30 protein-coding genes are annotated in these 25,992 nt (G+C 58.3%); 13 read left to right on the forward strand and 17 right to left on the reverse strand.

All coding sequences use genetic code 11. The features are described 5' to 3' along the window. Nucleotides 1-237: 237 nt before the first annotated feature. The gene (locus FHT84_RS18355; RefSeq protein WP_183763336.1) at nt 238-771 is read right to left on the reverse strand and encodes a hypothetical protein; all 534 of its coding nucleotides are present in this window, start codon (nt 769-771) and stop codon (nt 238-240) included. Between the two features lie 375 nt (nt 772-1,146). On the opposite strand from FHT84_RS18355, the gene FHT84_RS18360 reads away from it, so the two are divergent. Continuing rightward, complete coding sequence (locus FHT84_RS18360; protein WP_183763339.1) at nt 1,147-1,485, forward strand: hypothetical protein; 339 nt, start codon at nt 1,147-1,149, stop codon at nt 1,483-1,485. A gap of 28 nt (nt 1,486-1,513) precedes the next feature. On the opposite strand, the gene FHT84_RS18365 is transcribed toward FHT84_RS18360, so the two are convergent. The 15 genes from FHT84_RS18365 to FHT84_RS18435 form a co-directional block, all read right to left on the reverse strand. Then, nucleotides 1,514-1,852: a hypothetical protein gene (locus FHT84_RS18365; RefSeq protein WP_183763342.1), complete on the reverse strand. Its 339-nt coding sequence runs from the start codon at nt 1,850-1,852 to the stop codon at nt 1,514-1,516. Next, nucleotides 1,845-2,312 (reverse strand): hypothetical protein, encoded by a 468-nt coding sequence (locus FHT84_RS18370; protein WP_246698569.1) that lies wholly within the window; start codon nt 2,310-2,312, stop codon nt 1,845-1,847. Before FHT84_RS18370 ends, FHT84_RS18365 begins: the two co-directional genes overlap by 8 nt. A gap of 119 nt (nt 2,313-2,431) precedes the next feature. Beyond that, nucleotides 2,432-4,897 carry a NosD domain-containing protein gene (locus FHT84_RS18375; protein WP_183763348.1) on the reverse strand — a complete coding sequence of 822 codons (2,466 nt, stop codon included), beginning with the start codon at nt 4,895-4,897 and terminating at the stop codon, nt 2,432-2,434. Nucleotides 4,898-4,901: 4 nt separating this feature from the next. After that, nucleotides 4,902-5,606 carry a hypothetical protein gene (locus FHT84_RS18380; RefSeq protein ID WP_183763351.1) on the reverse strand — a complete coding sequence of 235 codons (705 nt, stop codon included), beginning with the start codon at nt 5,604-5,606 and terminating at the stop codon, nt 4,902-4,904. A 10-nt stretch (nt 5,607-5,616) separates the two neighbouring features. Continuing rightward, entirely contained in the window at nt 5,617-5,874 is a 258-nt protein-coding gene (locus tag FHT84_RS18385; protein ID WP_183763354.1) for a hypothetical protein, read from the reverse strand. A 14-nt stretch (nt 5,875-5,888) separates the two neighbouring features. Further along, on the reverse strand, nt 5,889-6,338 hold the full coding sequence (locus tag FHT84_RS18390; protein WP_246698568.1) for a hypothetical protein: 450 nt from the start codon (nt 6,336-6,338) through the stop codon (nt 5,889-5,891). A 2-nt stretch (nt 6,339-6,340) separates the two neighbouring features. After that, the gene (locus tag FHT84_RS18395) at nt 6,341-6,967 is read right to left on the reverse strand and encodes a hypothetical protein (RefSeq protein WP_183763360.1); all 627 of its coding nucleotides are present in this window, start codon (nt 6,965-6,967) and stop codon (nt 6,341-6,343) included. Then, complete coding sequence (locus tag FHT84_RS18400) at nt 6,957-8,453, reverse strand: terminase large subunit (protein WP_183763363.1); 1,497 nt, start codon at nt 8,451-8,453, stop codon at nt 6,957-6,959. Before FHT84_RS18400 ends, FHT84_RS18395 begins: the two co-directional genes overlap by 11 nt. Continuing rightward, nucleotides 8,450-8,842, reverse strand: a complete 393-nt coding sequence (locus FHT84_RS18405) for a hypothetical protein (RefSeq protein WP_183763366.1) — start codon at nt 8,840-8,842, stop codon at nt 8,450-8,452. Before FHT84_RS18405 ends, FHT84_RS18400 begins: the two co-directional genes overlap by 4 nt. A 378-nt stretch (nt 8,843-9,220) precedes the next feature. Next, nucleotides 9,221-9,688: a hypothetical protein gene (locus FHT84_RS18410; RefSeq protein ID WP_183763369.1), complete on the reverse strand. Its 468-nt coding sequence runs from the start codon at nt 9,686-9,688 to the stop codon at nt 9,221-9,223. 187 nt (nt 9,689-9,875) lie between these two features. Then, nucleotides 9,876-10,133: a hypothetical protein gene (locus tag FHT84_RS18415; RefSeq protein WP_210278898.1), complete on the reverse strand. Its 258-nt coding sequence runs from the start codon at nt 10,131-10,133 to the stop codon at nt 9,876-9,878. Between the two features lie 217 nt (nt 10,134-10,350). Next, on the reverse strand, nt 10,351-10,545 hold the full coding sequence (locus FHT84_RS18420; protein ID WP_183763372.1) for an AlpA family phage regulatory protein: 195 nt from the start codon (nt 10,543-10,545) through the stop codon (nt 10,351-10,353). Nucleotides 10,546-10,649: 104 nt separating this feature from the next. Next, nucleotides 10,650-11,162, reverse strand: coding sequence for a hypothetical protein (locus FHT84_RS18425; RefSeq protein WP_183763375.1), 513 nt, complete (start codon nt 11,160-11,162; stop codon nt 10,650-10,652). Then, complete coding sequence (locus FHT84_RS18430; RefSeq protein WP_183763378.1) at nt 11,155-12,393, reverse strand: site-specific integrase; 1,239 nt, start codon at nt 12,391-12,393, stop codon at nt 11,155-11,157. Before FHT84_RS18430 ends, FHT84_RS18425 begins: the two co-directional genes overlap by 8 nt. A 353-nt stretch (nt 12,394-12,746) precedes the next feature. Next, nucleotides 12,747-13,271 (reverse strand): DUF6428 family protein, encoded by a 525-nt coding sequence (locus FHT84_RS18435; RefSeq protein ID WP_112340738.1) that lies wholly within the window; start codon nt 13,269-13,271, stop codon nt 12,747-12,749. 42 nt (nt 13,272-13,313) lie between these two features. Between FHT84_RS18435 and FHT84_RS18440 the strand changes: the two genes are divergently transcribed. The 10 genes from FHT84_RS18440 (at nt 13,314) to FHT84_RS18485 (ending at nt 22,542) form a co-directional block, all read left to right on the forward strand. Further along, nucleotides 13,314-13,679, forward strand: a complete 366-nt coding sequence (locus FHT84_RS18440; protein WP_112340739.1) for a metalloregulator ArsR/SmtB family transcription factor — start codon at nt 13,314-13,316, stop codon at nt 13,677-13,679. Continuing rightward, a complete protein-coding gene (locus FHT84_RS18445) occupies nt 13,679-14,362 on the forward strand; it encodes an MIP/aquaporin family protein (RefSeq protein ID WP_112341050.1) in 684 nt (227 codons plus the stop codon). Before FHT84_RS18440 ends, FHT84_RS18445 begins: the two co-directional genes overlap by 1 nt. Further along, a complete protein-coding gene (arsC, locus tag FHT84_RS18450; RefSeq protein WP_112340740.1) occupies nt 14,359-14,781 on the forward strand; it encodes an arsenate reductase (glutaredoxin) in 423 nt (140 codons plus the stop codon). The genes FHT84_RS18445 and arsC overlap by 4 nt, the downstream gene beginning before the upstream one ends. Then, entirely contained in the window at nt 14,762-15,979 is a 1,218-nt protein-coding gene (arsK, locus tag FHT84_RS18455; protein WP_112340741.1) for an arsenite efflux MFS transporter ArsK, read from the forward strand. The genes arsC and arsK overlap by 20 nt, the downstream gene beginning before the upstream one ends. A 326-nt stretch (nt 15,980-16,305) precedes the next feature. After that, a complete protein-coding gene (locus tag FHT84_RS18460) occupies nt 16,306-16,929 on the forward strand; it encodes a flavodoxin family protein (protein WP_112340742.1) in 624 nt (207 codons plus the stop codon). Further along, nucleotides 16,922-17,794 (forward strand): sigma-70 family RNA polymerase sigma factor, encoded by an 873-nt coding sequence (locus tag FHT84_RS18465; RefSeq protein WP_112340743.1) that lies wholly within the window; start codon nt 16,922-16,924, stop codon nt 17,792-17,794. Before FHT84_RS18460 ends, FHT84_RS18465 begins: the two co-directional genes overlap by 8 nt. Before the next feature lie 479 nt (nt 17,795-18,273). After that, a complete protein-coding gene (locus FHT84_RS18470) occupies nt 18,274-19,404 on the forward strand; it encodes a septal ring lytic transglycosylase RlpA family protein (protein ID WP_245430259.1) in 1,131 nt (376 codons plus the stop codon). A 70-nt stretch (nt 19,405-19,474) separates the two neighbouring features. Beyond that, a complete protein-coding gene (locus FHT84_RS18475) occupies nt 19,475-20,683 on the forward strand; it encodes a D-alanyl-D-alanine carboxypeptidase family protein (protein ID WP_112340745.1) in 1,209 nt (402 codons plus the stop codon). A 153-nt stretch (nt 20,684-20,836) separates the two neighbouring features. Then, the gene (tmk, locus tag FHT84_RS18480) at nt 20,837-21,514 is read left to right on the forward strand and encodes a dTMP kinase (protein WP_112340746.1); all 678 of its coding nucleotides are present in this window, start codon (nt 20,837-20,839) and stop codon (nt 21,512-21,514) included. Further along, the gene (locus tag FHT84_RS18485) at nt 21,511-22,542 is read left to right on the forward strand and encodes a DNA polymerase III subunit delta' (RefSeq protein WP_112340747.1); all 1,032 of its coding nucleotides are present in this window, start codon (nt 21,511-21,513) and stop codon (nt 22,540-22,542) included. Before tmk ends, FHT84_RS18485 begins: the two co-directional genes overlap by 4 nt. A 51-nt stretch (nt 22,543-22,593) precedes the next feature. Here the strand turns inward: FHT84_RS18485 and FHT84_RS18490 are convergent, their stop codons facing one another. Next, entirely contained in the window at nt 22,594-23,394 is an 801-nt protein-coding gene (locus FHT84_RS18490; protein WP_113249966.1) for a sulfite exporter TauE/SafE family protein, read from the reverse strand. Nucleotides 23,395-23,644: 250 nt separating this feature from the next. On the opposite strand from FHT84_RS18490, the gene metG reads away from it, so the two are divergent. Further along, on the forward strand, nt 23,645-25,198 hold the full coding sequence (gene metG / locus FHT84_RS18495) for a methionine--tRNA ligase (RefSeq protein ID WP_112340748.1): 1,554 nt from the start codon (nt 23,645-23,647) through the stop codon (nt 25,196-25,198). Between the two features lie 8 nt (nt 25,199-25,206). Continuing rightward, nucleotides 25,207-25,989 (forward strand): TatD family hydrolase, encoded by a 783-nt coding sequence (locus tag FHT84_RS18500; protein WP_112340749.1) that lies wholly within the window; start codon nt 25,207-25,209, stop codon nt 25,987-25,989. The last annotated feature ends 3 nt before the right edge of the window (nt 25,990-25,992 follow it).

Below are 25,992 nucleotides of genomic sequence, written 5' to 3' on the forward strand. Positions count from 1 at the left end.
TTGCCATTGTTTTTATTGTTTAATTTTGATATTTTCAGGTCTAAGCACAATCCAGCGTACGTCTCTGGTTATGCTCAGGAGCCGCCCGCTACCGTAGCAGTCGGCGGCTCTCGTTCGTCGATGTCCTCAAGCTCGTCATCCTCAAGGTCGGGGTCGCCGTCAATTAGATCAAGCAAAGCAATAAGCTCGTCGATTCTCTTTTCAATCTCGGCTCGGCGAAAGCGATAGATCGCAGGGCTAGCCAAGCGCCTTTGCTCGCGCCATCTTCTCGTTCCAAGTGGCGCGATGTTCGGCTGTTGAGAGATTTGCTACCTCTTCGCCAACAAGCTTCGCGAACTGATAGAGATTGTCTTCACATCTCGCGGAGAACTTAATGAGGGTCCAAGCCCTGGCTTCGGTTTCGATCGGATCATCCCCTTCAAGCTCTGCAGTTTCGACGGTGTCCACGACGGCTGTTTGGTAATTGCCCAGATAGTTGAGTAATCTTTCAACCTCCTCACCGGCGGCGTTGAGAGCATCGTTCGAGAAAAACTTCGGCTGGCTGACGATACCGCAGAGCGTTGACGTGATGACCTCGATCGCATCATAGAGCGCGTTAAGTTCTTTCATTTTCATCGCACGCAGATTTGGTCGGTTGATGATAAGCACGTCTTCGGCGCCAGCAGGCTCATTCGCGCTGAACATGCGCGCAAAGTTAGCTGCGACCTTGACCTTATCTTCAGCGATAGTGGTGTGGGAAACCTGTTCCGTTGTATTGCGGGCCTTAGCCATATCGAATTCTCCTATATTCGTGATGGTCAGGGCCGGGTAAGAGCGCCAACTCTTGCCCAGCCCGCATATTTCGTATATATGGTATATCTGTTATCGTCAATAAGGCATATGCGAAATATACAAAATGGGTCGTCCTCCGGAATTTCCATTCAAGAAACTCGTCGGTTTTGATCAGGATATGCTTGATGCGCTGGATGAGTATCGGGCGTCGGTTAAGCCGATCCCAAATCAGTCAGAAGCGATCCGGTCTATTCTACGGGATTGGCTGACAAGCAACGGCTTCTTGAAGACGTCGTAAAAGCTTGGATTCTATCCACTAGACTATTTGAAGTATCGTCCCCATCATGGAACCATGATCAGCGAACGGGGGCGAACGTGAGCTTCGAATTTATTCCAGGGCCCACTGGAAATGGCTTTACTGACCAGGAGTTTCTTGCGAGCGCAATACAGGTTCAGAAGCATCACGACGACTTGGCCGAGCAGAATCTTGCCTTTTCCATACTTGGGCTTTTCATACTGTTTCTCTTGATATTCATTATTTCCAAGCGCAAACAGGTTGGCGATGCTGGCGTATCGGCCTTCATTTCAGCGGCTGCGGCGCTGATTCGCGGAAAAAGAAATCTGATAGCCATGACCGCTTCTTTGAAGGCCCGGATCTACGAGGAGGTGGATACCCCAATTGATTCAGGTGGCGGGGACGGTCGGCCAAGATAGCTACCGTCCGTATATCGTCTCGATATGATCAGCGCCGGCCGGTGATCGCCTGGATCAGATCGAAATGGGATTGCCCATACTGCTTTTGGCGCTGATCGTACTGCCGCTGCAGGCTCTTCGACCATGAGGTGTTGCGCAGGGCGTTGATAAACAGCGTATCGAGCGCCGGCCGTACATAGGTCAGGTTCAGATAGGGCGAGTTGTTCAGGATGATGTTGAGCAAGTCGCCGGCCGTCGTCACCGGCTTTCCATCAAAAACCTGATCGCGAGTTTTCAGCGGCAGATTGATGATATCTGACAATGTGCCTACCACCGGGCCGGAGAACGTCTCCAGCGCGCCGCAGTGGAAGGTAGGAAGCTTATTCATCGACTTGCTCCAGATTTGTGTTTTGAACGAGGGCATCGAGATCGACAGGACGCCAGTCCGGCCCTACGGGCGCCGTCGCTTCCGATTGGCAGAAAAAAGGCGATAGAAGATCAAGCTGGGCGGAGAGGATCGCCTTTGCATCTTCCGGTACTCCGTCCATCCGCGGAGCTTCGCTCACCGTGGCGGTAATGCTGTGCATCGCCAGCAGACTCGCCGACGGCACAGCGAAGACAACAGGCGGGTTCAGTTGGCCCAGCAGGAAAACTGTCCTGCCGGCGGCGGTCGCGGTTTTGCCGAGGTAGAGTTTGATGACGCCGAGGCTACCGTTCGTCTCAAGCATTCCACTCAATTCTCGAAAAGGGCCACCCGCCTCAAGCACAACAGCAACAATCTGGCCTGGCAGAATTTCGGCTGTCGCATCGGCCTGCAGCGTCGTTCCCTCCGGCACGAGATCGCCCATGCAGCGGCCGACCGCGAAAATTTCATATGTTCCGACCATAGGTGAATTCTGCCAGTTGAGAGGCCAGCGGCCTCATAGTTGGATCGCGCAAACTGCTGTCTGCCATGATATGATACCCCCTACGGTATTTCGTAGACGCCGGATATCGTGAACGCGTAACCATCCGAGCCGGGATAGGCTGCTGTAGCCGTGACAATGTTGACACTCGCACCGCTAACTTGGCCGCTGATCGCCACTCCGCTAACGGCCGTGCCGCGCCCGGAAAGCATGGATACCGACGACGCCGCGATGCCGCCAGGAAGCGTGCAGAAGATACTACCCGCACCAGTACCGTTAGTCGTGATGCTCCCGGTGATGCAGATCTCAATCGTTTTCCCACGCTTCCGGAAACGACCACTTGCCGATTTCGTCGTGATCGTCCCGGATGCCGCCGTCATCGTTGAGACATAGGCATACCAAATATCGTCCTCGACGGTGTTCCAGTTCGCAGTAGGCCAATTGGGGCCAAGGTTGGAAATGTTCGTGGTGCACGAAACGAAGGTGTTGCTGGCGTCGATCTTGGAATTCGTGACGGTAGCAGCGATCGCAATGCCAGTCACGAAATTCTGTATCGAATTGCCTACGACGGAATTGCTTGCGCTATTCGACAGGCCGATACCGGTAGCATTGCCACCCGGTCCAAGCAGAGTGTTTCCGCTGATCGTATTGTTACCGCCATTGTCGATGGAAAACCCTACGCTGGTGCTCCCTTGCGGGTATACCAGGTTCCCTATGATATTCTGCTGATGGTGATATTGCGTAAAGATCGCCGACTGCTGAACGTTGAAATGGCTGCCGACAACCCAAAGACCAACGCCAGGTGTTACCGCTGTCGAAGGCTGCAGGCTAAGGATACCGTAGTTGCAGGCAACAGCATCGCTGTTCTGGAAATAGAGACCTTCATTAGATTGCTGCATATCTGTTGGGGCAGAACTGAGAACGATGGTTGCGCCCGTCGACTGTCCAGTGACCGTCTCGCCATTGATGAATGTCCCCGTGACTTCCATAACCGCAAGGTTCGAACCACCGTAGCCATCGAAGCGCGCTACGCGAGCTGTGGCGCCACTCGTGCCACCGGTCACGATTTCATGCATCCAGAACGATCCTGTTACGGTGCCAACAAGCTTCTTGAGCACCATGTAGGTGTTTTCAACGGCAGTGTTCCACCACTGGAAATTGCAATCGTGAATGTTCGCAGACGGGCTCAATCCGTCCAGATAGACCGCTGAGCCGCTATAATTTGCCGCGATATCCGCATGCTGGTTGGCAGTGATTTTGCCGATATGGCCATTCCAGCCGTTGCGGATTCGGATGGCGTTGCGCCATTTCTGGCCGCCGGCCTGTTGCGCGCTGATGACGCCGATCGTCACATTCGAGATGTCGTATTCCCGATGTTGCGAGGAATGGAAATAGGGGAACTCGAAGCTGAGCGCATCCTGTGTGCCAGCCGTGTTGCTGGTCAGCATGGTGAAGTCGCGGGCGCCGAAGAATGGGCGGCTATCAGCGGTCGTACTGCTGCCGACGCTATATTTGCTCGATTTGAGCTTGATGCCAGCCGTAGACCCGGTGAAGAGAATGATTGAAAGCTCTTCGCTTTCACCGGTAATCAGTATGTTTTTGCTGGTCGTGATGCTGAGGATGGCGCTGCAGACATGGGATGCAGCATCAATCCTGGCACCGAGACCAATGAGGCCGGCCATCGTAAGCCAGCCCGTGAGCGGAATACGATCGTCCGTAACGCCATCGCCGGCCGTCTGAAACCAGCTCGTGCGAATTGGGCCATTGTAACGGCGGCGCCATGCGAAACTTGTATTGAATGTCGAAAGCGCGAAAAGGCCTTCCTGCGTGTCGGCCGTGATGAGGGCCGAATAAGCAACGGTGTTCACGCGTTCCCAAACCGAGCCGTCGAAAATGGCAAGACCATCCTTGCTGGTATCGAGAGCTTTCAGCGCGGTACGAGAAGCAACATACGGTGGGACGTCGAGAAAATCCCGCGTATCCGCTGCAACGGAATGGCCGAGGATCGTCAGTCCCGCGGTGCCTGGATTCGTATCGCGCAACTCGTCAATATTGGCGCTTTGCTGAGCCGTAAGGGCCTCGTAAGCCGTCCCTGCATCATTGCGGCGGATGTAGCGAGAGGCCGTCGTCGGAAGCGGGCCGGCGATGCTTGCAGCACTGAAATCCGTCTCGACGATAGACAGCAGTGTCGTGCCGATGACGATCGGATTATCGTTCGCGATCTGGTAAACGTTCCCGGCATTCGCGGTCCCGCTGGTCACCAGAATTAGCGTGCCGGTTCTGACGTCATTATTACGGTTGAAATCCTTGGCGCGGCGCCATTGCCCTGTATCGGCCACGTAAATGCCATTCTCATAAGCCGCCGTTTGATCCTTGACGAGCACCCGATCGCCATCAGCAAGGGCTACGCCGTCGATCGTTTGAAGCGCGTAGAGTGAAATATTTCCAGTCGTTGCCGCGCGACACGGACCTTTGATGGCCACTGCCGAGGCCAGACCGTCAGTTCTGTCAATGAGGATCGAGGTCATTGCGTCACTTTCCTGTGGCGATGAATTTGAGAAGGCGCTTTTGAAGCGATGGGACGAGGCTTTCGAACCAGTCAACAACGAAACCCATAGGTTCGGAGCCAATCTCGGCATGAAGATAGTCCATCCTCTTCCAGACTATCGCGATGCCTTCCGCGGCTCTGGACCCCCATTCCGAAACAAGACTTTTTCCCGCTTCCTTCGACGAGAAGTGCTCAATGTCATCATCACCGACTGGGACGACAAACGAAGGAGCTCCCATCGCAATCTGCATGTAAATCCTGTATCGGACGGCCTCTGGGATCGCTTGGTCGAAGCGTTCCATGAACGCTTTCTGATGGCGATGATCACCTAGGTCGCGCACGAAGCTGGCGATTGTGTTTTGAATTTGCTGTATCTGATGATTGAAAGTGCCCATTCGCTCCAATTGCATGACCAATTGGGCGCCTTCTGACGTTTCCATCATCGCTGATCGGCTCTCATTGACCGGCATGAATTCGGTAGGCTCGGTACTGCCCATCTCAGCCGCTGTTATGCGCAGCAGTCGACGGTCAAGCCCCTCAGCGAAATATCGATCAATATCGGTGTCCCGAATCCTCTCGATTTCCGCGCGAGTTAAGGATGAAGTTGACGGTGGGACGTGATGTGCTTCTGAGGACGGATTATCTGCCGTCGGAAGGGCGCCTGAAGAAACAACAAGGTCGTTTGACATGCTTTTTCCCCTACTTGGTTGGGGTGGGGGTTGCACCGGTGCCGCCAAGGCTGAGACCAAGCGAGGTGTTCGTATAGGCGGTTCCTCCTGGATCCATCGCGACGCGAGTTGCACGCGATGTCAGGATCGTAGATGCACGGCCTGAACGAGTCTGTGCGTCGATGGCAGCCTTGCGGCGCGCGGCGACGACCGTTGGGTCTTCCGTGTCGGGCATGCGCTGGACCGGCGCCGGATCGGGAGCCTTTGGCCTGGAAAAGAGATTTGCCATGGGGATTCTCCTGCCTATGCCCGTCTCGGGTACATGTTTGCGAGTGCACGCTCTGCCAAGGCTGCATTGTGGTGCCCACCGCTGACGACGGCGCCATCCCTGAGGCGGACGACGTCATAGCCGGCGCCGTTCCAGCGAATGGCATAGGTTCCATCACTGAACAGCTTCTCCACCCGCTCGGGGAACTGCGTGATCCTCGGCTTGGCGACGACAGCGATATTGCCATCGGCATGGGAGACGATCGCCTCAGCGACCCAGGATTCATCCCACGCCACGATTACCAGCCGGTCGAATTTCTTGAGCGCCTTGGGGCCGCGCTGCACGGCTTGCCAAAGGTCAGGCTCCTTCAAATCGTCGGCAATCGCCTCCTTCGGCAGACGAATGAAGATCTCGCGAAAGACCTGGCCAGCGCTGTTGATGATGACTTTGGACGGATCGACGTTGCGTTTTTGCTCCTTGAGCATGTTCATTCTCCCTCTTCGAGGATTGCGGATAGGGCGGCTTCGGTCTTGGCAATCTCGACATCACGCCACACGCTTGATTTTTTTGTGCCGTCCGGCAGCATCGGGCTGCGAAAAACGCCGCCTGGCAGCTTGATCAAGCCGAGATGTCCGTTGCTGGTGGCTTCAGAAAGGATGGAGGCGACGCGGATGCTCGTGCGGAGATCGACCTCGCTCGGCGACAGGCTGACGGGCACGGGAAATCCGAGAGCGTTGATCGCGGCGGAAGCCTTCAATGTGGTTGCGCTCAACTGCTTCAGCGCGAGCATCAGGCCAACAGCGGCATTCTCCGCGTCATCGATCGCTGAGAGGCGCAAATTCTGCAGATGCCGCAGTTCGGCCTTCTTGGCCTTGATCTGCGCCAGGCGTTCCCGCTCGGTATTTTCACGGCGTCGGCGTTCGGCCTCGACCTCGGCGATCTGAAGGGCGTCAAGCTGCGCCTCCGCATCAAGGATGCGCTTGTGATCGAAGCTTTTGCCCTCCAGCAGGGCGATGCCACGCTCCTGACGAAGCTCATCAAGCAGCGTTTGGGCGGTTTGGCGCCGGGCAGACCAATCGTGCACCACATCCGTCGTTATCGTTTCAACGTGCATATCTGCCTCCAGTCTGTGTCTGGAGCATCCGCTTGCCCTTCATGTTTGCATGGCCCAAATTGACCGTCGGCGCGGAGCGCGCGGCGGTCTCTGTTCGCCTTGTCGATGGGACGTGGACAATAGCGCCGAGCGCGGCGTTCGCCAGGTCGTCCTTTGCACCACGCATGTGATCGATGGTGTCGCGGCCGGTGCGCGTCGTGCGGCGCTCAAGCTGCGAAATCTGGCCAACTAGGCGCGGCAAATCGAGAAGGATCGACGTGCCGGTCATCATCGTCGGCAGAGCATCGAGATAGATCTCAGAGCGGTTGCGCTCGCTCGCGACATACCGAATTCCATGCTTTTTGAAGGCTTCGGACACCCAGCTCCCCGCGTACCGGTCACCGCTCACGGTCGCGATCTTGTAGACATTGAGAACTTGAACGAACTCGGCCACCACGTCGTCAGGCGCAAATGGTGGCTTCACCTCCCGGACACAATCGAGGATCTGCATATCGCCCTCGCGATGGGCGATGCCGAGCGTCATGGAATCATGAACGCCGCCAGACGGGTCGCAGAAAGCCACATAGCGGAATTTCCGGTCATATGGCCGCTCCAGAGCGTTGACCTCGACACAGCGCTCTACGACGGCGCGATCGATGAAGGTCGACAAATCGCCGCGGAACTGCGCATCCCATTCTGCCAGAGCGGCTTCCGGATCGTCCCGCCGGGCATCCTCGATCACCTGCGCGTTGATGGTCGGATTGAAAGCCTGCGTCCCGGCCTGCACGACGAGAACAGAGCCGTCATTGACGCCAAAGCTCGACTGATGCTTGGTGAAGAGCAATCCGCGCTGCGCGTAGGGAGACGAGATGCCTATCAACATGCCGTTCGTCGTCGCCAGCGCCGGCAGCACCGCACGATAGGTCTCGACGTCGGGCAGGGACGTGGTTTCGTCTCTCCAGAAGCCGACCTCATCGAAGATCGCTGCAATCAATGTCCGGCCGCGCACGGTCCGGTAATTGTTCGTGTGCACGGCAATGGCGATATTGCCCTCGAGTCGAATCTCGTCCGACGACATATTCTCGATCAACTGACGCAGGATGGGGCTCTCATCGAAGAAGGCGCGGATGTAGTTGAAGACCGATGCGGCCTGAACGCGAGAGGCAGCAAGCACGAGGATGGTGCCGACTTCGCCAGGGGCGAGCTTTCCGCGGTGGTCCACGAAGGCAGCGATGTACGAGGCCAGAGCAGCAGCCGTGCGCGATTTGCCGCTACGACGGCCAATTATGGCCCAAAGCTCACGAACGCGCTTGTTGGGAGGGTCTCTATCGCCTGCGACGAGATGGAAGCGTTCAAGCTGACCAGCATCAAGCTTAAGGCCGAACGTAGCTCGAAGAATCGATATCCATGTGTTCCATGTCGTGGGATCGCCAAGAGCAGCACCGAGCAGCTTCTTGTCGGTAAGGGCCTGGTCGATGGTGATGGAGCGCAGCCGTGGCGTGGTCATTCGGCGGCCTCGCTGTATTGCTGACTGAGATACTTCTCAAGCGTTGGCGTGATGTCCTTGGCCTTGCGTTCAAGCCCAATGTCTGCCAGCAGCCGGCGCAACGCATTGGTGGCCGTCGTGAACTCGCTGATGTCAAATTCATTGCCATTGGCAAGCAGTGCTTCCTGAGCCTCGCACCACACAGCAATCGTGGTGGCGCGCCGCGCAATGATCATCTTGGCTTCGGATGGGTCTCCGCCCATGTCGACGGTCAACTGAGCAAGAATCTCGCGAACACGGCGCATCAAGACAGATCGGCCGTCGACGCCATCGAGCAGCGCTTTACCGTTGCCGATGCGTGACTTTGCCTGTGGCTTTGTCTTAGCTAGAGCCGAGCTTTTCGCGGCCATGTTTTACGCCTCCAAATCGAGGCACATTGTACTTTCGTTTGTACGCAGAGCAAATGACAATCATAAAAATATAATGAAATCAAACACATTTGGCGGATTATTTCTCCGCCAAGCCCTATTTAAGATTGGCTTTTCCCGGCTTGATTCCGAAGAATTCCAGGGAAGAGATGGTGAGGAATAATATTCTCCCTCACTCTAAGCCCTCGGTGCCAATTTTACCTATCAAAAGCCCTTTTTCGCTACCGCGCTTTCGATTTTGGCGGTCTCAAAGTCTTTTTTTTGTTTTTGTCTTTTTCTTGGTTTCTTGTCTCGGTCTCCTGTTTCTGTCTTGTCTCCTGTCTCGGTATATCGATAGGCTTTGGATAGGGTATCGATATGCTATGATCGTCTCGTCGCTCCGTTCATAAACCCGGTGCCTAATAGGTTGCTCCCTGGCGACGGTTTGCTTGTTAGTCTCTTCTGCTCAGAGGCGAGAAACTCTTCTTCCGCTGCCTCCCGCAGTTGGTCGCTCTCAATTTTCGCTATCAAACGGCTGGTGCCGATGGCGTGTTTGTCGTTCGTTGGGGTGTTTGTCTCGTACCAGCCAACGACGAAGATCTCTGAGCTATCTGCATCGGTGAGGATCAGACCGGCGGAAACGACAGCCTCGCGCGCCTTGATGAACCGATCGAGTTCCCAACCAAGATCCACAGCGGCATAAGCGTCAGGCAATCGATAGCACCCGGTGCTGTTCTGATGCTCGCAGGTGACGAAATACAGCATTGCGAGCCTGGCGTCCGAAGACGCCAGGGAGCGAAAGCGCTTGTCACGCCAGATGAGCGGCGACACCTTTGTGTAATCCCGCATGGTGCCTCCTATCCGAATGCCCGGCGAAGGATGCGATAGTCTCGCGCCAGGGCGATTGCTTCGCACGCTTCGAGGGCGCTCAGATGGAACCTAGAGCGCAGGACAGGCACGAGAGGGTTCGGCGGCTCACGTTCGTCCGCGAGCCACTGAGCGGCCAAGATGACGGCTTCGGAGTGCTGATGATCTGTCATTGCTGACCACCTTCCAAGAGTCGGCGATGCTCGGCCTTATGGTGCGTACGACAATACCACTCGACCAACATCGGCCGATCATAGTCAGGATGGTGGGCCTCTGAATCCTCGGATCCGCAAACCTGGCATGGACGCTTTTCGATCAGGCCGCGCTTGAGAGCCGAACGAAGGGCAGAATGCGCCCAGCGCTCTTTCGGATGGGCAAGGCTCCATTTGGCTTGCCTGGTGATCTTTTTCTCAATGTCCGCCATCATGCAGCGCCCCCAAGCCCACTAAGCTGGCAAATGGTCTTGGCGTGCCAGAAAGTGACCCTGCAACGTCGCATTACTGTACGAATTGCATGCAATTCGGATTGAAATTCTGGCGCTGTATCGGTAGGATTCCAAACATCGAGCGGCTTGGCGGTTGCTACGATTTTCGGAACCCGGTTGGCGCTGGCAGGCGCCGCCGGGTTTATCGTTATAGGCGTCATCACTTATCCCCCCGTTCCCTAGAGGCGATACGAGCTTTCTGCCAGTCCGCGATTTCCGTTTCCAGCCAACCGACGGAGCGGGTGGAAAGCTTGATGGGCTTGGGGAAGGTGCCTTTGCTGATGCGGTCGTAGATCGTCGACCGAGGGAGGCCGGTGAGGCGCTGGACGTCATTACGACGAAGAATAATCTGCATGGTTTCGTTCCTTCTAAGGTCCAGCAAGACTGTGCTGGACGCAGGAACAAGGTCTCAGAAACCTACGATTTAAGCGGGTGGTAATGGGTGGGAATAGGTGGCAATTATTTCCACCCAGCTCTTTGAAGGAAATCGTTCGCGTACTTCTTCGCTTGCTCGTCAGAAGGAAACGCGTTGTCCTTAGCGGCAAGGTTCAGCAGATACCTCCTGACATCGGCTTTGGAGCGCCAGCCCCTTTCATTCTGCGGGTCTGGCAGGCCAATCTCAGCAACTCTCTGCTGAAAGACGCGCTCGTACTCCTCCCAATCATACTTGGGTTTCGCTCCTGACTTATTTTTGGCCGTCGCCGTGTCCGCATCGAGCAGGTGGTTTATCCAGCTATGGAGGCTATCCACGGCGATCAAGCTATCCCCACCCAACGCAGAATCGACATAGGTTGGGCCGCCAGCGTACATGTTGATCGGGTCCCATCGAGTAAGCGACACCTCTTTCTCCGGCGCTTTCGCCAATAGAACGCCTGTTTGAATAGCGTCATCAATGAGTTCTAAGCCGTTCCTAAGACCGGTTCTTAACTCAACTCGGGCCGCTGCCTCGGTTCGTGATATCCAATCAGCCATCGATCGAGCTCCTGATGGTGACGACGTCAGCCGAGCGCGCCGGCATCGAGCAATATTCCGCCCATTCCTTCATTAGGCGACGACGACGATCAAGCATATCTCCGCGACGATAGGCAGCCTCGACCTTATCGCTAACGGCGTGAGCTAGCGCCATCTCGACCAGCTCATTTGGAAAGGCGGTCTGCTCTGCTGCCCAGTCGCGGAAGGTGCTGCGGAAACCATGGACCGTCAGTCCCTTGCCGGGGCGGAGGCCGCGGATCATCTCAAGCATTGCCATGTTCGATAGGGCTTTGCCTTTCGATGCGCCGACGAAGACAATGTCCGCGTCCTTCTCCCTGGGAAGTGCATCGAGAATGGCAATGGCACGATCGCTAAGCGGCACGCGATGTTCCCGGCCGCCTTTCATGCGCTCGGCCGGTATGGTCCACATGCGATTGTCCTTGTCGATTTCTGACCAGACGGCACCGAGCGCCTCGTTCGTTCGAACGGCGGTAAGGATCGTGAACTCAAGGGCACGAGCGCTCGAGCTTTCGTTCGCTTGCAGTTCGGCCATAAGTGGCTGAATCTCACGATAGGCGAGGGCTTCGTGGTGCTTGACCTTGGCGACCCTGCCGCGTGCCGGCAGGAGCTTATCGAGATGGCCGCGCCAGCGGGCCGGGTTATCGCCATGACGGTGCTTGCGCGCGGCAGCCCAATCGAGAATGGTTTCAATGCGGCCTCGAACGCGCGAGGCGGTTTCCGGCTTCTCCTGCCAGATGGGTTCGAGGATCTTGAGGACGAGACCAACGTCAACCGCATCGACCGACAGATCGCCAATCGTCGGATAGACGTAAGTCTTGAGGGTAGAAGGCCACTGTTCGGCATGCTTCGGGTTCTTCCACGTCGCCCGATGCGCCTCGATATACTTCTGAGCACACTCCTTGAACGTCATCATCTTCGCCGTTTGGGCCCTGAGCGCAGCCCTGGTGGCTTTCCGGTCCTCAATCGGGTCAAAACCGGCGTCAAGCTTGATGCGGCACTCCAATGCTTTCTGGCGGGCCGCCTTGAGGCTAATAGTATGAACAGCACCAAGCCCCATTTTCCGCGCCTTGCCGTCGCGCATGAACCGGAAGAGCCACGATTTTGTGCCGAAGGCGGAGACCTGCAGGTAAAGCCCAAGGCCATCGCTGTAGAGGCCGGGCTTAGTGAGCGCCTTTATTCCTTGATCGGTCAGCTTGTTCACTTTTGGCATACGCACATTCCTACGTACAAATCATAGTTGGAACATGCTGGACTTTACAGGACTTGTAAAGACTAAAAATTCCAGAGTTTCTGGGGATTTTTGCTGCGATTTGGATCACATTGGACTTCATAGGATGGCGGAAGGATGACACCTCTTCCGCCATAAGTCATTGATATTTTTGGCAAATTTTGTTGGCATAGTGAGTGTTGATCGAGGCTGATCTGCAACATTGTCAACAGCTAGCTGCAACAATGCCGTAACTGCATACGTGTTGCAGGAGCGCCCGATTCGGTTGCAGCGGGCAGCTTGATAAGAGGCGGCAGAATCCGCCCCTCCCATGTCCTTTTTCTTCGTTTTCGAGACTAGGCGCAGCAACCGCTTTGGGAGGCGGTTAGTCCGCAGCAGGCAGCGCCCCCCTTTGCGTTCTCGACCAACCAGCGGTCACGTGGCTTGCAGCTCGCCGGGCGCGGCAGGAGTTCGACATGGACAGCTCCGCCCCGGAGTGTCGGTAAAGATGCGCAGTAGAGCTGCATCGGTCGCACGCCGTCGCTGACTTCGAAGGTTAGCTTCGCCGATCCGTCGAGCTGCACGTGCTCGGTCACCTTTCGGATAATCGAGTGGAACTTGCCCACAGCCATGTGCGTGCGATCGGCTTCATCGATGTCCCAGAGCTGGATGAATATCTCTGACCAGGCCTCCGGATTGGCACCGCAGTCGAGAGCCGAGAACTGTCCGGCCTTGACCTCTGTGACGTGATAACCGGACTTCACCGGATGTCCGTCATAGTAGAACACCAGAGGAGAATCCTTCGCTCTGGAAAGAATTGAGACGAGGGCGCCCAGGCTAATGTCGTCCGTCTGTATTTTGCTGTTGTCGATGGCATTCATTTCCGGTAATCCTTGTTTCAACAATTCAAGGATTATTGAAATATGGATCAACGTCAAGCCCTGGCGTCGTTCGGCGCCCTGTCGCAGGAGACGCGTCTACAGATCATCCGAATGCTTGTGGTCGCCGGACCCGATGGCATGTCCGCAGGCGCGATCGCCGAGAACGCGGAAGTCTCTCCGTCGAACGTCTCGTTTCACCTCAAGGAACTGGAGCGAGCAGGTCTCATCAACCAGCAGCGGGAGTCCCGCTCGATCATTTATTCAGCGGCCTACGATGCTCTTGGGGGACTTGTTCGGTTCCTGATGGAAGACTGCTGCGCCGGACATCCTGAAATCTGCGCTCCGGCTGTAGCCGTGGCCGCATGTTGCGCGGACGGGGCGACGTCGATGTCGAAGAAGGCGAACTGATGCAAGAGTTCGATCTTCATCGGCGGCTGGCTGCAGAAGCCATCGGAACCGCCTTGCTGGTCGCGACCGTCGTCGGTTCCGGCATTATGGCATCCTCCCTGACGCAGGACACAGCGCTCGCCCTGCTTGGGAATACGTTGGCGACGGGCGCGATGCTGGCGGTGCTCGTCACGGTGCTCGGCCCGATATCGGGAGCGCATTTCAATCCCGCCGTGTCGCTGGTGTTCGCCCTGTCGCGTGTGCTGCCTAGGCGCGACCTAGCTGCCTACATCATCGTTCAGATCGCTGGCGGCGTCTCGGGTACGATGGCGGCTCATATGATGTTCGCACACCCCATCCTCGAATGGTCCTTGAAAGAGCGCTCTGGAGAGAGCCAATGGTCGGCGGAATGGGTTGCCACTTTTGGGCTCGTATCGGTCATTCTTCTCGGCATCCGCTTCGATCGAGGGGCAATCCCTTGGTTGGTCGGCCTGTACATCACGGCGGCCTATTGGTTCACGTCCTCTACATCATTCGCCAATCCCGCCGTCGCGGTCGCGCGCGCCTTCACGAACACCTTCTCTGGAATTCGGCCCGCCGATCTTCCGGGATTCGTTACGGCGGAGTTCATCGGGGCGCTATGCGCCTTCGTTCTGGTCACTTGGCTGCTTCGGCCGACCCCAACCGTGGAGACAGCATCATGAACGTCACCATCTACCACAATCCGGATTGCGGCACGTCCCGCAACACGCTGGCCATGATCCGCAATGCCGGGATCGAACCGACCGTTATCGAATACCTGAAGAACCCGCCCACGCGCGCCCAGCTCGTGAAACTGATTGCCGACGCCGGATTAACTGTCCGTGAAGCTATCCGCGAGAAGGGCACGCCCTATGCGGAGCTGGGTCTCGACAATGCCGACCTGACAGGCGCGCAGCTCTTGGATGCGATGATAAAAGATCCGATTCTGATCAACAGGCCGTTCGTCATCACGCCCTTGGGGACCCGCCTTGCTCGGCCTTCGGAAGTCGTCCTCGACATCCTTCCTGACACTCATAAAGGACCGTTCAGCAAGGAAGACGGCGAAAAGATTCTCGACGCTGATGGGAAGCGCCTTGTCTGAGCGAGTGCCCGTTCTTGCCGTGCTTGCGCTCGGTCTGACACAGATCATCGGTTACGGCACGCTCTACTATTCCTTCAGCATCCTTGCACCGGACATGGCAGCGCAGTTCTCTTGGTCCAGCGAATGGGTATTCGGCGCACTGTCCGTCGCGCTACTGGTCGGCGGGCTGACTGCCCCATGGCTGGGTATCTTATTCGATAGGATCGGTGCCGCCCGTGTGATGACGATCGGATCCTTCGTGGCTGCTGCGGCTCTGACCGTTTGTGCCCTCACGCCTAACAAGGCGGCCTATGTCACCGCACTCATTGCTGTCGAAGTTTCGGCCAATCTGGTCCAGTATGGCGCCGCCTTCGCGTTGCTCGTCCAAATCCATCCTCACGTCGCTTCCCGCAGCATTACCTATCTGACATTGATCGCCGGGTTCGCCTCGACAATCTTCTGGCCGATCACAACCGCGCTCCATGCGCATCTGAGCTGGCAGAAGGTCTATCTAGTCTTCGCAGCGCTGAACCTATTCGTCTGCATGCCGATTCACACTTGGCTGTCTCGCGAAGGAGCTTCGAACCGCGTGAAGGCCTCCACCGCTGCACCCGTTGTCGAGGGCATGCTCCCACCCGCACGACGCCGTATCGGCTTCGCGGTCATGGTCACCGGCTTCTCCTTGATGTCGCTCATTAGTTCGGCTGTTTTGGTACATCTTGTCCCATTGCTGTCCGGTCTTGGACTCGGTGCGACGTCCGCCCTCGTTGGAGCGCTTTTTGGCCCCTCGCAGGTCAGCAGTCGGCTCGTCAACATGGTCTTCGGGAAGAACTTGTCCGCGCTCCATCTAGCAATGATCGCAGCAGTGCTCATCCCCAGCGGCGTCCTTGTGCTTCTGTTCTCAGCGCCATCCGTGCTGGGTGCCATGGCCTTCGCAATCATCTTCGGCATGGGCAATGGCCTGTTGAGCATCGTGACCGGAACGCTGCCTCTGCATCTCTTTGGAAGTGAGGGCTATGGCAGGCTGCAGGGGAAGATGATGGCAGCGCGCCTGATCCTTTCAGCGCTTGCGCCATTCGTGCTTGCCTTCTCGATGGAGAACATCGGCATACCGTCATCTCTCGGCATCACGGCGACCTTGGGTGGACTTTCGATAGTCGCGCTGCTCTCCATCACGGTATTGCGGCAAGAACAACACAGGCCAACCGAGCAGAACTGACGAACGGAATGCTTCGGCGGAGCCGATCGGTCCCACGTCCCGCCCTTGGCGGCACTATGACGACGCTCCTGCTGCCTTGAATCCGCCTAAGCATGCGGCGAATGACAACCGCGATCTTTCTTCCAGACCAGCGATAGACAGCAGGATTGGCCCCACTCGACTTCGTACGGCCTTTTCCGCCCTCACAATCTCAGACCAGACATCGCTGGATTATACAGCCGATAGGCTCCCCCCATTTTCACCTTCCCGTAAAATCCCGGCATGTCACAATCCTTCCCCCATGCCTTGTCATGTCCTTCGCAACACCAATTTCGAAGGAGATGGCAATGATCCGGCAGGGCATCGCAATCGTTTATCACAGCGGCTATGGCCATACGGGCCGTCAGGCGGAAGCCGTGAGGGCGGGGGTTGAGGAGGTGGATGGCGTCGAGGCTATGCTGTTGACGGTGGACAAGGTGGAGCGCCACTGGGATGATCTCAACGCGGCGCAGGCCATCATCTTCGGATCGCCGACCTATATGGGCTCGGTCTCCGCATCGTTCAAAGCATTTCAGGAGGCAACATCGCATGCCGTTCTCGCCAGGGGCTATCTGTGGAAGGACAAGATTGCGGCGGGCTTCACCACTTCGGGGTCACGATCCGGTGACAAGCTTTCGACGCTGATGCAGATGGTGATTTTCGCAGCCCAGCACGGAATGCATTGGGTCGGCCTCGATCTTCCTCCGGCAAATTGTTCTTCAACGGGCTCGGAAGAGGATCTGAACCGCCTCGGCTTCTGGCTTGGCGCGGCGGCGCAGGCGAATACGGATGAAGGGCCGGAGACCGCACCGCCTGCTTCCGATCTCGCCACCGCCCGCCATCTTGGGCGACGGGTGGCGCTGACGACGCTGCAGTTCGTCTGCGGTCGCGACGTCAATCCGTTCGCACATGAACTTGCGGTCCATGTGTGAAATGCCGTCCGACCCGATCTTTTCCGAGCTGCGCCCGCGCCTCGTCAGGCTCGCCTACAGGATGCTCGGGTCGGTCGCGGATGCCGAAGACGTCGTGCAGGATACCTGGCTGCGCTGGCTGGCGGCCGATCGTGCCACGATTCGCACGCCTGCCGCGTTTCTGCGGACTATCGTCACCCGGCTTTGCCTGAACGAGCTGAAATCGGCACGCCGTCGCCGGGAGACCTATGTGGGCTCCTGGCTGCCCGAGCCGATCTTCGATCCGGACGATGGCGATGCGGCCGACGACATCACGCTGCCGTTGATGCTGGCGCTGGAGCGCCTGTCGCCGCTGGAGCGTGCAGCCTTTCTCCTGCATGACGTGTTCGGCATGGATTTCGACGATGTTGCGCTCGCGATCGGTCGCGAGGCTGCTGCCTGCCGCAAGCTTGCCAGCCGGGCGAGGGCGCATGTCACCGAAGCGCGGCCGCGCTTTGCCATCGGCAAAGAGCAGGGGCTCAAATTCGCCACCGCCTTCTTCACGGCGTCGAGAACGGGAGACATGGCCGCTCTTCGCGCTCTGCTTTCCGAAGATGTCGTTGTCTATGCCGATGGCGGCGGCAAGGTACCGACCTCGCTGCGGCCGCATGTCGGGCTTTCCGCCGTCATGCTCCTTCATGAGCAGCTGGCACGAATTTTCCGCGCGCAGCCCTCCCAGCTGGTCCATTATGCCGCCATCGACGGCCTGCCGGGTTTCGTGACGATAGAGGGCGGCAATGTCGCGCAGACGACCGCGCTGCAGATCGAGCAGGAAAAGGTCGTCGCCATCTATTGCACCCGCAATCCGGACAAGCTGCAGCACGTTATCAAGGCTTTGCCGCATTGACGATTGACGGCGCGAAGAGAGAGATACGAAAGCGGTCGACACCGAAGCGTAGAAGGTCGGCGAAGTCTATCACGACGAGATACTGATGCGCCTTGATACAAGTGCCTGAAAGCACTGTTCGAATTTATCCAAAAAATCCCGAGTCCAGTGGCGACTCGCTCTCGTTTGTCACAGAGCTGGACGGCTGATGACGATCTGCGGACGAGCCTGTGTCTCAGCGTGCGTATTGTTGCCGTCACTACTTCAAGCCGACGCCGCTTTACCATGCATTAACCATGACTTTCAGAATTTCTTCAGTGAGCTCAATTTGCATCGCAAAAACGCCAAACTGCAATCATGATTAAAGCACCGTTAGGTGATTGGAGCGTAGCAGGATACCGGAATGAGGGATGTACCGGTATCAGACCTCCGTCAGAGTAATGAGTAGCGGCTTGGGACAGATGACATCAGAAAATCGTGCGGTGACATGCGCAGCGGGTATGCGTTGGTTTGCTCTTTCCCTGATGTGCGCAACCATCACGGCGTGCGGAACGTCTCAGAAGGTTGCTTCGACGCGCAAGCACGGCAAGGAATATTTCTCCGAGAAGGAATATGGCGTGAAGGCGAGCCCTCGCGTCGTCAATAACGGCCCCGTGCCGAAGGGTGGCGGCCGCTTCATGGTCGGAAATCCTTACCAGGTGAAGGGTAAGTGGTATTACCCCAAGGAAGATTACAGCTACAGCAAGGTCGGTATCGCTTCCTGGTACGGCTCGGCCTTCCACGGCCGCCTGACGGCCAATGGCGAAGTCTACGATCAGCAGGCATTGACCGCGGCGCATCCGACCTTCCCGCTGCCGAGCTACGCCCGCGTTACCAATATCGAAAACGGTTCCTCCATCATCGTGCGTGTCAACGATCGCGGCCCATACCATCCCGGCCGCATCATCGACCTTTCCAACAAGACCGCGCAGATGCTCGACCTGCAGCACAGCGGCACCGGCGACGTGCGCGTGCAATATGTCGGCCGCGCCCGCATGGACGGTCATGACGAGCCTTATCTGATGGCCTCCTACATTCCGAAGGGTTCGCGCCTGCCCAGTATCAATCCTGGCGGCCAGATCGCAACCGGTGTGATGGTTGCTTCCGCCGGCCGCATGACGGCGGATCAGTTGCCCGAAACGGATACTCCCTTCCGCGCTAGCCGCCAGCAGCGCAGCTATGAGGCCGCGCCGGCGATCGCTCCCATTCCGCGCCAGTCGCCTTATGCGACGACGGCTTTCGCCGGTTCTACGCCCGACGCCGGTTACGATGGCAGCAAGCGCAACAATCTGCCCCCGATGGAATGGAATGGCGGCGCCATGCCGGCCGCAGAGCCGGCGGAGCCGTCCATGGTCGTTCTGCCGAGAATTGGCCCGATCCCCTACGAGCGGCCGGACTTCCCGCGGCGCCTTGCGAGCCTGACGGATGGAACCCTGGGCTCGACCGTTGCCGCCTACCAGGAGGCTCCCGTCAAGACCGCGTATGTGAACCTCGCCTTCGATGCCGTCATGGTTCGCAATGACGGGCTGACGCAGGAATCGATCCTTTCGTCCTATCGCCGCCAGCATCAGGGTACGACGCAGGCGGACTGATCGGTATCATTGCCTGAATCTCAACCCGTCACTAAAATAATCGTGCCGGTAATCGGATGAAGGGGACGATATGCCAAAGAGTTTGATTCTTTTGTTCCTTTTTGTCCTCGGGCTCGGCAACGCCCCCGCCTTTGCGCAGGCGGCACCCGGTACTTTCGATACGAAAGCCGCGCAGGCATTCATGATCGAAGCCTCGACCGGCACCATCCTGCTTGCCAAGAACGAGGACCAGCTGATTTCGCCGGCGTCACTTGCGAAACTGATGACGCTGGATGTCGTTTTCGACGCGATCGGGCGAGGGCAGATCAGCCTCGATACGGAATATCCCGTCTCGGAAAATGCCTGGCGGACGGGCGGCGCTCCCTCGCGTGCGTCGACGATGTTCGCAGCCCTGAAATCGCGCATCCGCGTCGGCGATCTGATCCAGGGTATTGCCGTGCAGCAGGCGAATGACGCCTGCATCGTTCTAGCGGAAGGCATGTCCGTCAGCGAGCGCGAATTCGCCCGGCGCATGACGGCACGGGCGCGCGAGATCGGCATGCCGCGGGCGACCTTCACCAATTCCACCGGACTTCCCGATGCCAACGATCCCAATGGCGGCGGCAAGGTCTCCGCGCGCGAGATGGTTCTGCTGGCACAGGATCTGCAACAGAAGTACCCGGACCTCTATAAGTATTTCGGCCAGGCCGACTTCACCTGGAACAAGATCTATCAGCGCAACAAGAACCCGATGCTTCTGCTCAATATCGGCGTGGATGGCCTGGGGCTCGGTTTTGCCGAAGGCGAGGGTTTTTCGATCGTCGCCTCCATTCAGCGCGATGGTCGCCGGCTGTTTCTGGCGCTTGGCGGACTGAAGAGCGACAAGGAACGCATTGAGGAGACGCGACGCGTGCTTGAATGGGGCCTCAGCAACTTCAAGAGCCAGCGCATCTTTGCCGATGGCGAGGTGATCGGCGATGCCAGCGTCTATGGCGGCGCCGCATCGACCGTCGGCCTGCGGGCTAAGATACCAGTCGACGTCTACGTCCCTGTGGACACGCCGGATCGGCTATCCGCCCGCATCGTCTATCGCTGGCCGCTGACGGCGCCGGTTGCTGCGGATTACGAAGCGGGAACTCTCCGCGTCTTCCTGGGCGCACGTCTGTTACGAGAGCTGCCGCTTTACACGAAGGAATCGGTCGGGCAGGGCACATTGGGCCGCCGCGCATTCGATGCTCTGATGGAGTTGACCGAGTCGCTGCTGTTCTCCTGGCTGTGGGACAAGCCTTTGCCGAGTTGAGAGGGCCGTACGGCTCGCGAAATCTCTGTTCACACCCCATATAGAGTCACGCACATCGAGACATGCATGGTTCCACCGAGGCATGTCTTGGGTTAAACAGGGTGCGTATCGCATGCCAGACGGATGGCACGCGAAAAGTGCAGGACATGATCATTGGCTGATGCAAACGGATTATTCGTAAGCTTCGAAGGCGGGGAAGGGGCCGGCAAATCCACCCAGATCCGCCGGCTGGCTGAACGGTTGCGCGAGCGTGGCCATGAGGTTCTGGTGACGCGCGAACCTGGTGGGTCACCGGGGGCCGAGGCTGTGCGGCACGTCCTGCTTTCAGGTGCTGCGGAAATGTTCGGCACGCGCATGGAGGCCATTCTCTTTGCCGCCGCGCGCAACGATCATGTCGAGGAAGTCATTCGCCCCGCGCTTTCGCGCGGCACCATCGTCCTTTGCGATCGCTTCATGGATTCCTCACGCGTCTATCAGGGCGTGACGGGCAATCTCGAGCCCGACTATATCGAGGCCCTGCAAAGGGTCGCCGTCAATGGTGTCGTGCCGGACTGCACGCTGATTCTCGATATTCCGGCCGAAATGGGCCTGGAGCGTGCACGCAAGCGGGCCTCGGGCGTCGCCGCGCCCGATCGATTCGAGAAGGAAGAGATGCAGACCCATGAGAAACGCCGCGAGGCCTTTCTCGATATCGCCGCTCGCGAACCCGATCGCTGCCACGTCATCGACGCACAGCGGTCCGAAGACGATATCGCGGCGGAAATAGCCGGGATCGTGGACAAGCGACTTGGCGCCGCCAATATCGCCTCGGGATCGGAAGCGGCACAATGAGTGACGACCGGCCGGGCGTCCTCGACGGCGCCATTCCTCCTCAAGACAATACGAGGCTCTTCGGCCATGAGGAGGCGGAAGCCTTCCTCGCCCAATCCTATCGCTCCGGCAAGGGGCATCACGCCATGCTGATCGAGGGGCCTGAAGGCATTGGTAAGGCAACCCTTGCCTTTCGTTTCGCCAATCATGTCCTCTCCCATCCCGATCCCGCATCCGCACCCGAGACGATCGGCGATCCCGACCCGGCATCCGCCGTCAGCCGCCAGATTTCCGCTGGCGCCTCCCACAATCTGCTGCATCTAAGCCGGCCGGTCGACGACAAGACCGGCAAGGTGAAGTCCGCAATCACCGTGGACGAGGTGCGCCGCGCCGGAAAATTCTTTTCGCAGACCTCCGGCACCGGCAATTGGCGGATCGTCGTCATCGACCCCGCAGACGATCTCAACCGCAGTGCGGCCAACGCCATTCTGAAGATCCTCGAGGAACCGCCGAAGCGCGCTTTGTTCCTCGTGCTTTCGCATGCACCGGGTCGGCTTCTGCCGACGATCCGCTCACGTTGCCTGCCCTTGAAGCTCGCGCCGCTTCCCGATGATGCCTTGCGTATGGCGCTCGAAAATCTGGGCGTGCCGGCCGGGCAGGGGAGCGAATTGCTCTCCGCAGCCAAGGGCAGCGTCAGCGAGGCGCTCAAGCTCCTGAATTACGGCGGCGGTGACATCATCGAGGCTTACAGGCAGGTGCTTTCGGCGGATGGACCCGCGGCCCGCAAGGCGATGCACCGCCTCGCCGATGCGCTTTCGGCCAAGGATAGCGACACGATCTTCGGTTTCTTCGTCGCTCATATCGGCGACGACATCATCGATCGCGCCCGCGCCGCCGCGCTCCACGGTTCCGTTGCCGCCGCCGAAAGACTGGCCCGCCTGCATTCCGAGACCACCGAGCGGCTGAACGTGTCGCAAGCCTATAATCTCGATCGCAAGCAAACGCTCATCGCCATCCTCGGCGAGCTCAAGCAACAGCTTTCGGCATAGACAGGCCACAATTCCCAACGGCAGCCACCACGGAGCCTCCTCTGAATCGTATCAGGGAAAGAGTAGCTTGCAGGCGACGATAGCCAGTGTAACGGCAAGGATGATGCGGACGGACCGCTCGTGCAGGCGCGGCGCCAGCAGGCTGCCGGCAACGATGCCCGGGATCGAGCCCACCAGCAGGGCGAACAGCATCGTCCAGTTGATCTCGCCGATGAACCAATAGCCCATGCCGCCGATCAGGGTCAGCGGCACGGCATGGACGATATCCGAGCCAACGATTTCGCGCACGTCCGTCTGCGGATAAAGCACCAGCAGGACGGTGACACCGAGCGCGCCGGCGCCGACCGATGTCATGGTGACGAGAGTGCCGAGCATGAGGCCGAGGATGACCGTCAGCAGGGCGATGTTGCGTGGCGATATGGTACCGCGTTCGCCGCGCCATTTGCGGATGGCCTGAAGAATCTGGCCACGGAAGATCAGCATCAGCGCCGTCAAAAGCAGGAGACATCCCAGGGACAGGGTGATGGCATGAGCAACGGCGGGGCTCTCGCGATTGACGCCGGCCATGATCCAGAGCATGGCGAGCGCCGCCGGCACGCTGCCTGACGCCAGAAGGCTCACGACCTTCCAATTGACCCGCCCATGCATGCCGTGCACGGCCGTTCCCGCTGTCTTGGTGATTGCGGCATAAAGGAGGTCGGTGCCGACGGCCGTCGCCGGGTGCACGCCGAAAAGCAGGACGAGGAGGGGCGTCATCAAAGAGCCGCCACCGACGCCGGTTATGCCGACCAGCATGCCGACGAAAAAGCCGGAAAAGGAATAAAGCGGCTGAAAGGAACCGATCAAACTCAAATTCACAAGCCCTTGAAGCAGTTGGGCAGACCAATACATAAAGCAATGAAATTCACGGCCGTCTCAGTCCTGCGTTCCAGTCTTGCGAAGGGGTAAAGGCGAGGCGGGGCCAAGTCAAGCAAGGCGCCATCCCCAACTTCCGAATGCTGCGGGCGCGAAACTTGGTGTTTCGCTCCCGGCAAACATGCGCTAAAGCGAGCGGAGCCAAGAATAACAGAGACGCAACAGTAAAAGCGGACCACTGCCCGACATGACCGAAAAAACTCCGTTCTACATCACCACCGCGATCGCTTATCCCAACGGCAAGCCGCATATCGGCCATGCCTATGAGCTGATCGCCACCGACGCGCTGGCGCGCTTCCAGCGCCTCGACGGCCGCGACGTCTTCTTTCTGACGGGTACGGACGAACATGGCCAGAAGATGCAGCAGACGGCGCGGGCCGAGGGCATGGAACCGCAGCAGCTCGCCAACCGCAATTCCGACGAATTCCAGGCGATGGGCAAGCTGCTGAACGCGTCGAACGACGACTTCATCCGCACGACGCAGCCGCGCCACCACGAGACATCGCAGAACATATGGAACCTGATGGCCGATGCCGGCGACATCTACAAGGATTCCTATGCCGGCTGGTACTCGGTGCGCGACGAAGCCTACTACCAGGAAAACGAAACGGAGCTGCGCGCCGACGGCGTGCGTTACGGGCCTCAGGGCACGCCGGTCGAATGGGTGCAGGAGGAAAGCTATTTCTTCAAGCTCTCCGAATACCAGGACCGCCTGCTGAAGCTTTACGAAGAGAACCCGGATTTCATCGGCCCGGCCGAACGCCGCAACGAAGTCATTTCCTTCGTGAAATCCGGCCTCAAGGATCTGTCGATCTCGCGCACCACCTTCGACTGGGGCATCAAGGTGCCGAACGACCCCTCGCACGTCATGTATGTCTGGGTCGATGCGCTGACGAACTACATCACGGCGACCGGCTATATCGAAGACCGCAACAATCCCCGTGCGAAATACTGGCCTGCCGATCTTCATATCATCGGCAAGGACATCATACGCTTCCACGCGGTCTATTGGCCGGCCTTCCTGATGTCGGCAAAGCTGCCGCTGCCGAAGCGCGTCTATGCCCACGGCTTCTTGCTCAACAAGGGCGAGAAGATGTCGAAATCGCTCGGCAACGTCGTCGATCCGGTCAATCTCGTGAACCATTTCGGCCTTGACCAGGTGCGCTACTTCTTCCTGCGCGAAGTCTCCTTCGGCCAGGACGGCAGCTATAGCGAGGAGGCGATCGGCACGCGCATCAATTCCGATCTCGCCAATGGCATCGGCAATCTTGCAAGCCGCTCCCTGTCGATGATCGTCAAGAACTGCGACGGTCAGATTCCGGAATGCGGTCCGCTGACCGACGAGGACAAGGCGCTTCTCGATCAGGCAGATGCCCTGCTTGCCTCGACTCGCGAAGATATGGGCAAGCAGCTCATTCATCGCGCTCTCGCTTCCATCATCGCAGTGGTTTCCGAAACCGACCGCTATTTCGCGAGCCAGGAGCCCTGGGCGCTGAAGAAGACCGACCCGGCCCGCATGGCGACCGTGCTTTATGTCACGGCCGATGTCGTGCGCCAGATCGGCATTCTGCTGCAGCCCTTCATGCCGGAATCCTCCGCGAAACTGCTGGATCTCATTGCAATCCCTGCCGACAAGCGCGATTTCGCGGCGCTCGGCGCGGCGGGCCGACTCGTCGCCGGAACGCCGCTGGAAGCGCCGAAACCAGTCTTCCCGCGCTATGTCGCGCCGACCGCCGAATAAGGTTTTCCATGCTGATCGATACGCATTGCCATCTGGATTTTGCCGATTTCGAAGAGGAGCGCGACGCGATCGTCGCGCGCGCTCACGAGGTCGGCGTCAAGCAGATGGTCACCATCTCGACCAAGGTCAGGAAGCTCGATGGATTGCTTGCGCTTACCGAGCGCTATCCGTCGGTTTTCTGCTCGGTCGGCACCCATCCGAATAGCGCCGACCAGGAGTTGGACATTCAGACGGAAGACCTCGTGCGGCTGGCCAACCAGCACGAAAAGATCGTGGCGATCGGCGAGGCGGGTCTCGATTATTTCTACGACACCGTCAAGCCGGAGGACCAGAAGACCGGCTTCCTGCGCCATATCGCTGCCGCACGCGAAACGCAGCTGCCGCTCGTCATTCACAGCCGCAGCGCCGATGAGGATATGGCCGCGATCCTGACGGAAGAGACGGGGAAGGGGGCTTTCCCCTTCATCCTCCATTGCTTCTCCGCCGGCCCTGCCCTTGCCCAGACCGGCGTCGAGCTCGGCGGCTATATCTCCTTCTCCGGAATCCTGACCTTCCCGAAATCGGAGGAGCTGCGCGAGATCGCCAAGACCATCCCGCATGATCGGCTGCTGGTCGAGACCGATGCGCCTTATCTCGCGCCAAAGCGCTGGCGCGGCAAGCGCAACGAGCCATCCTATGTCGTCAATACCGCCGAGGTGCTCGCCGATACGATCGGCGTCAGCATGGCGGATATCGCTGAAATCACCACGGCGAACGCCTTCCGTTGCTTCTCCAAGATGACGAGGGTCTGACGT

Source organism: Rhizobium sp. BK289 (assembly GCF_014193575.1).
Taxonomy (GTDB): Bacteria; Pseudomonadota; Alphaproteobacteria; order Rhizobiales; family Rhizobiaceae; genus Rhizobium; species Rhizobium tropici_C.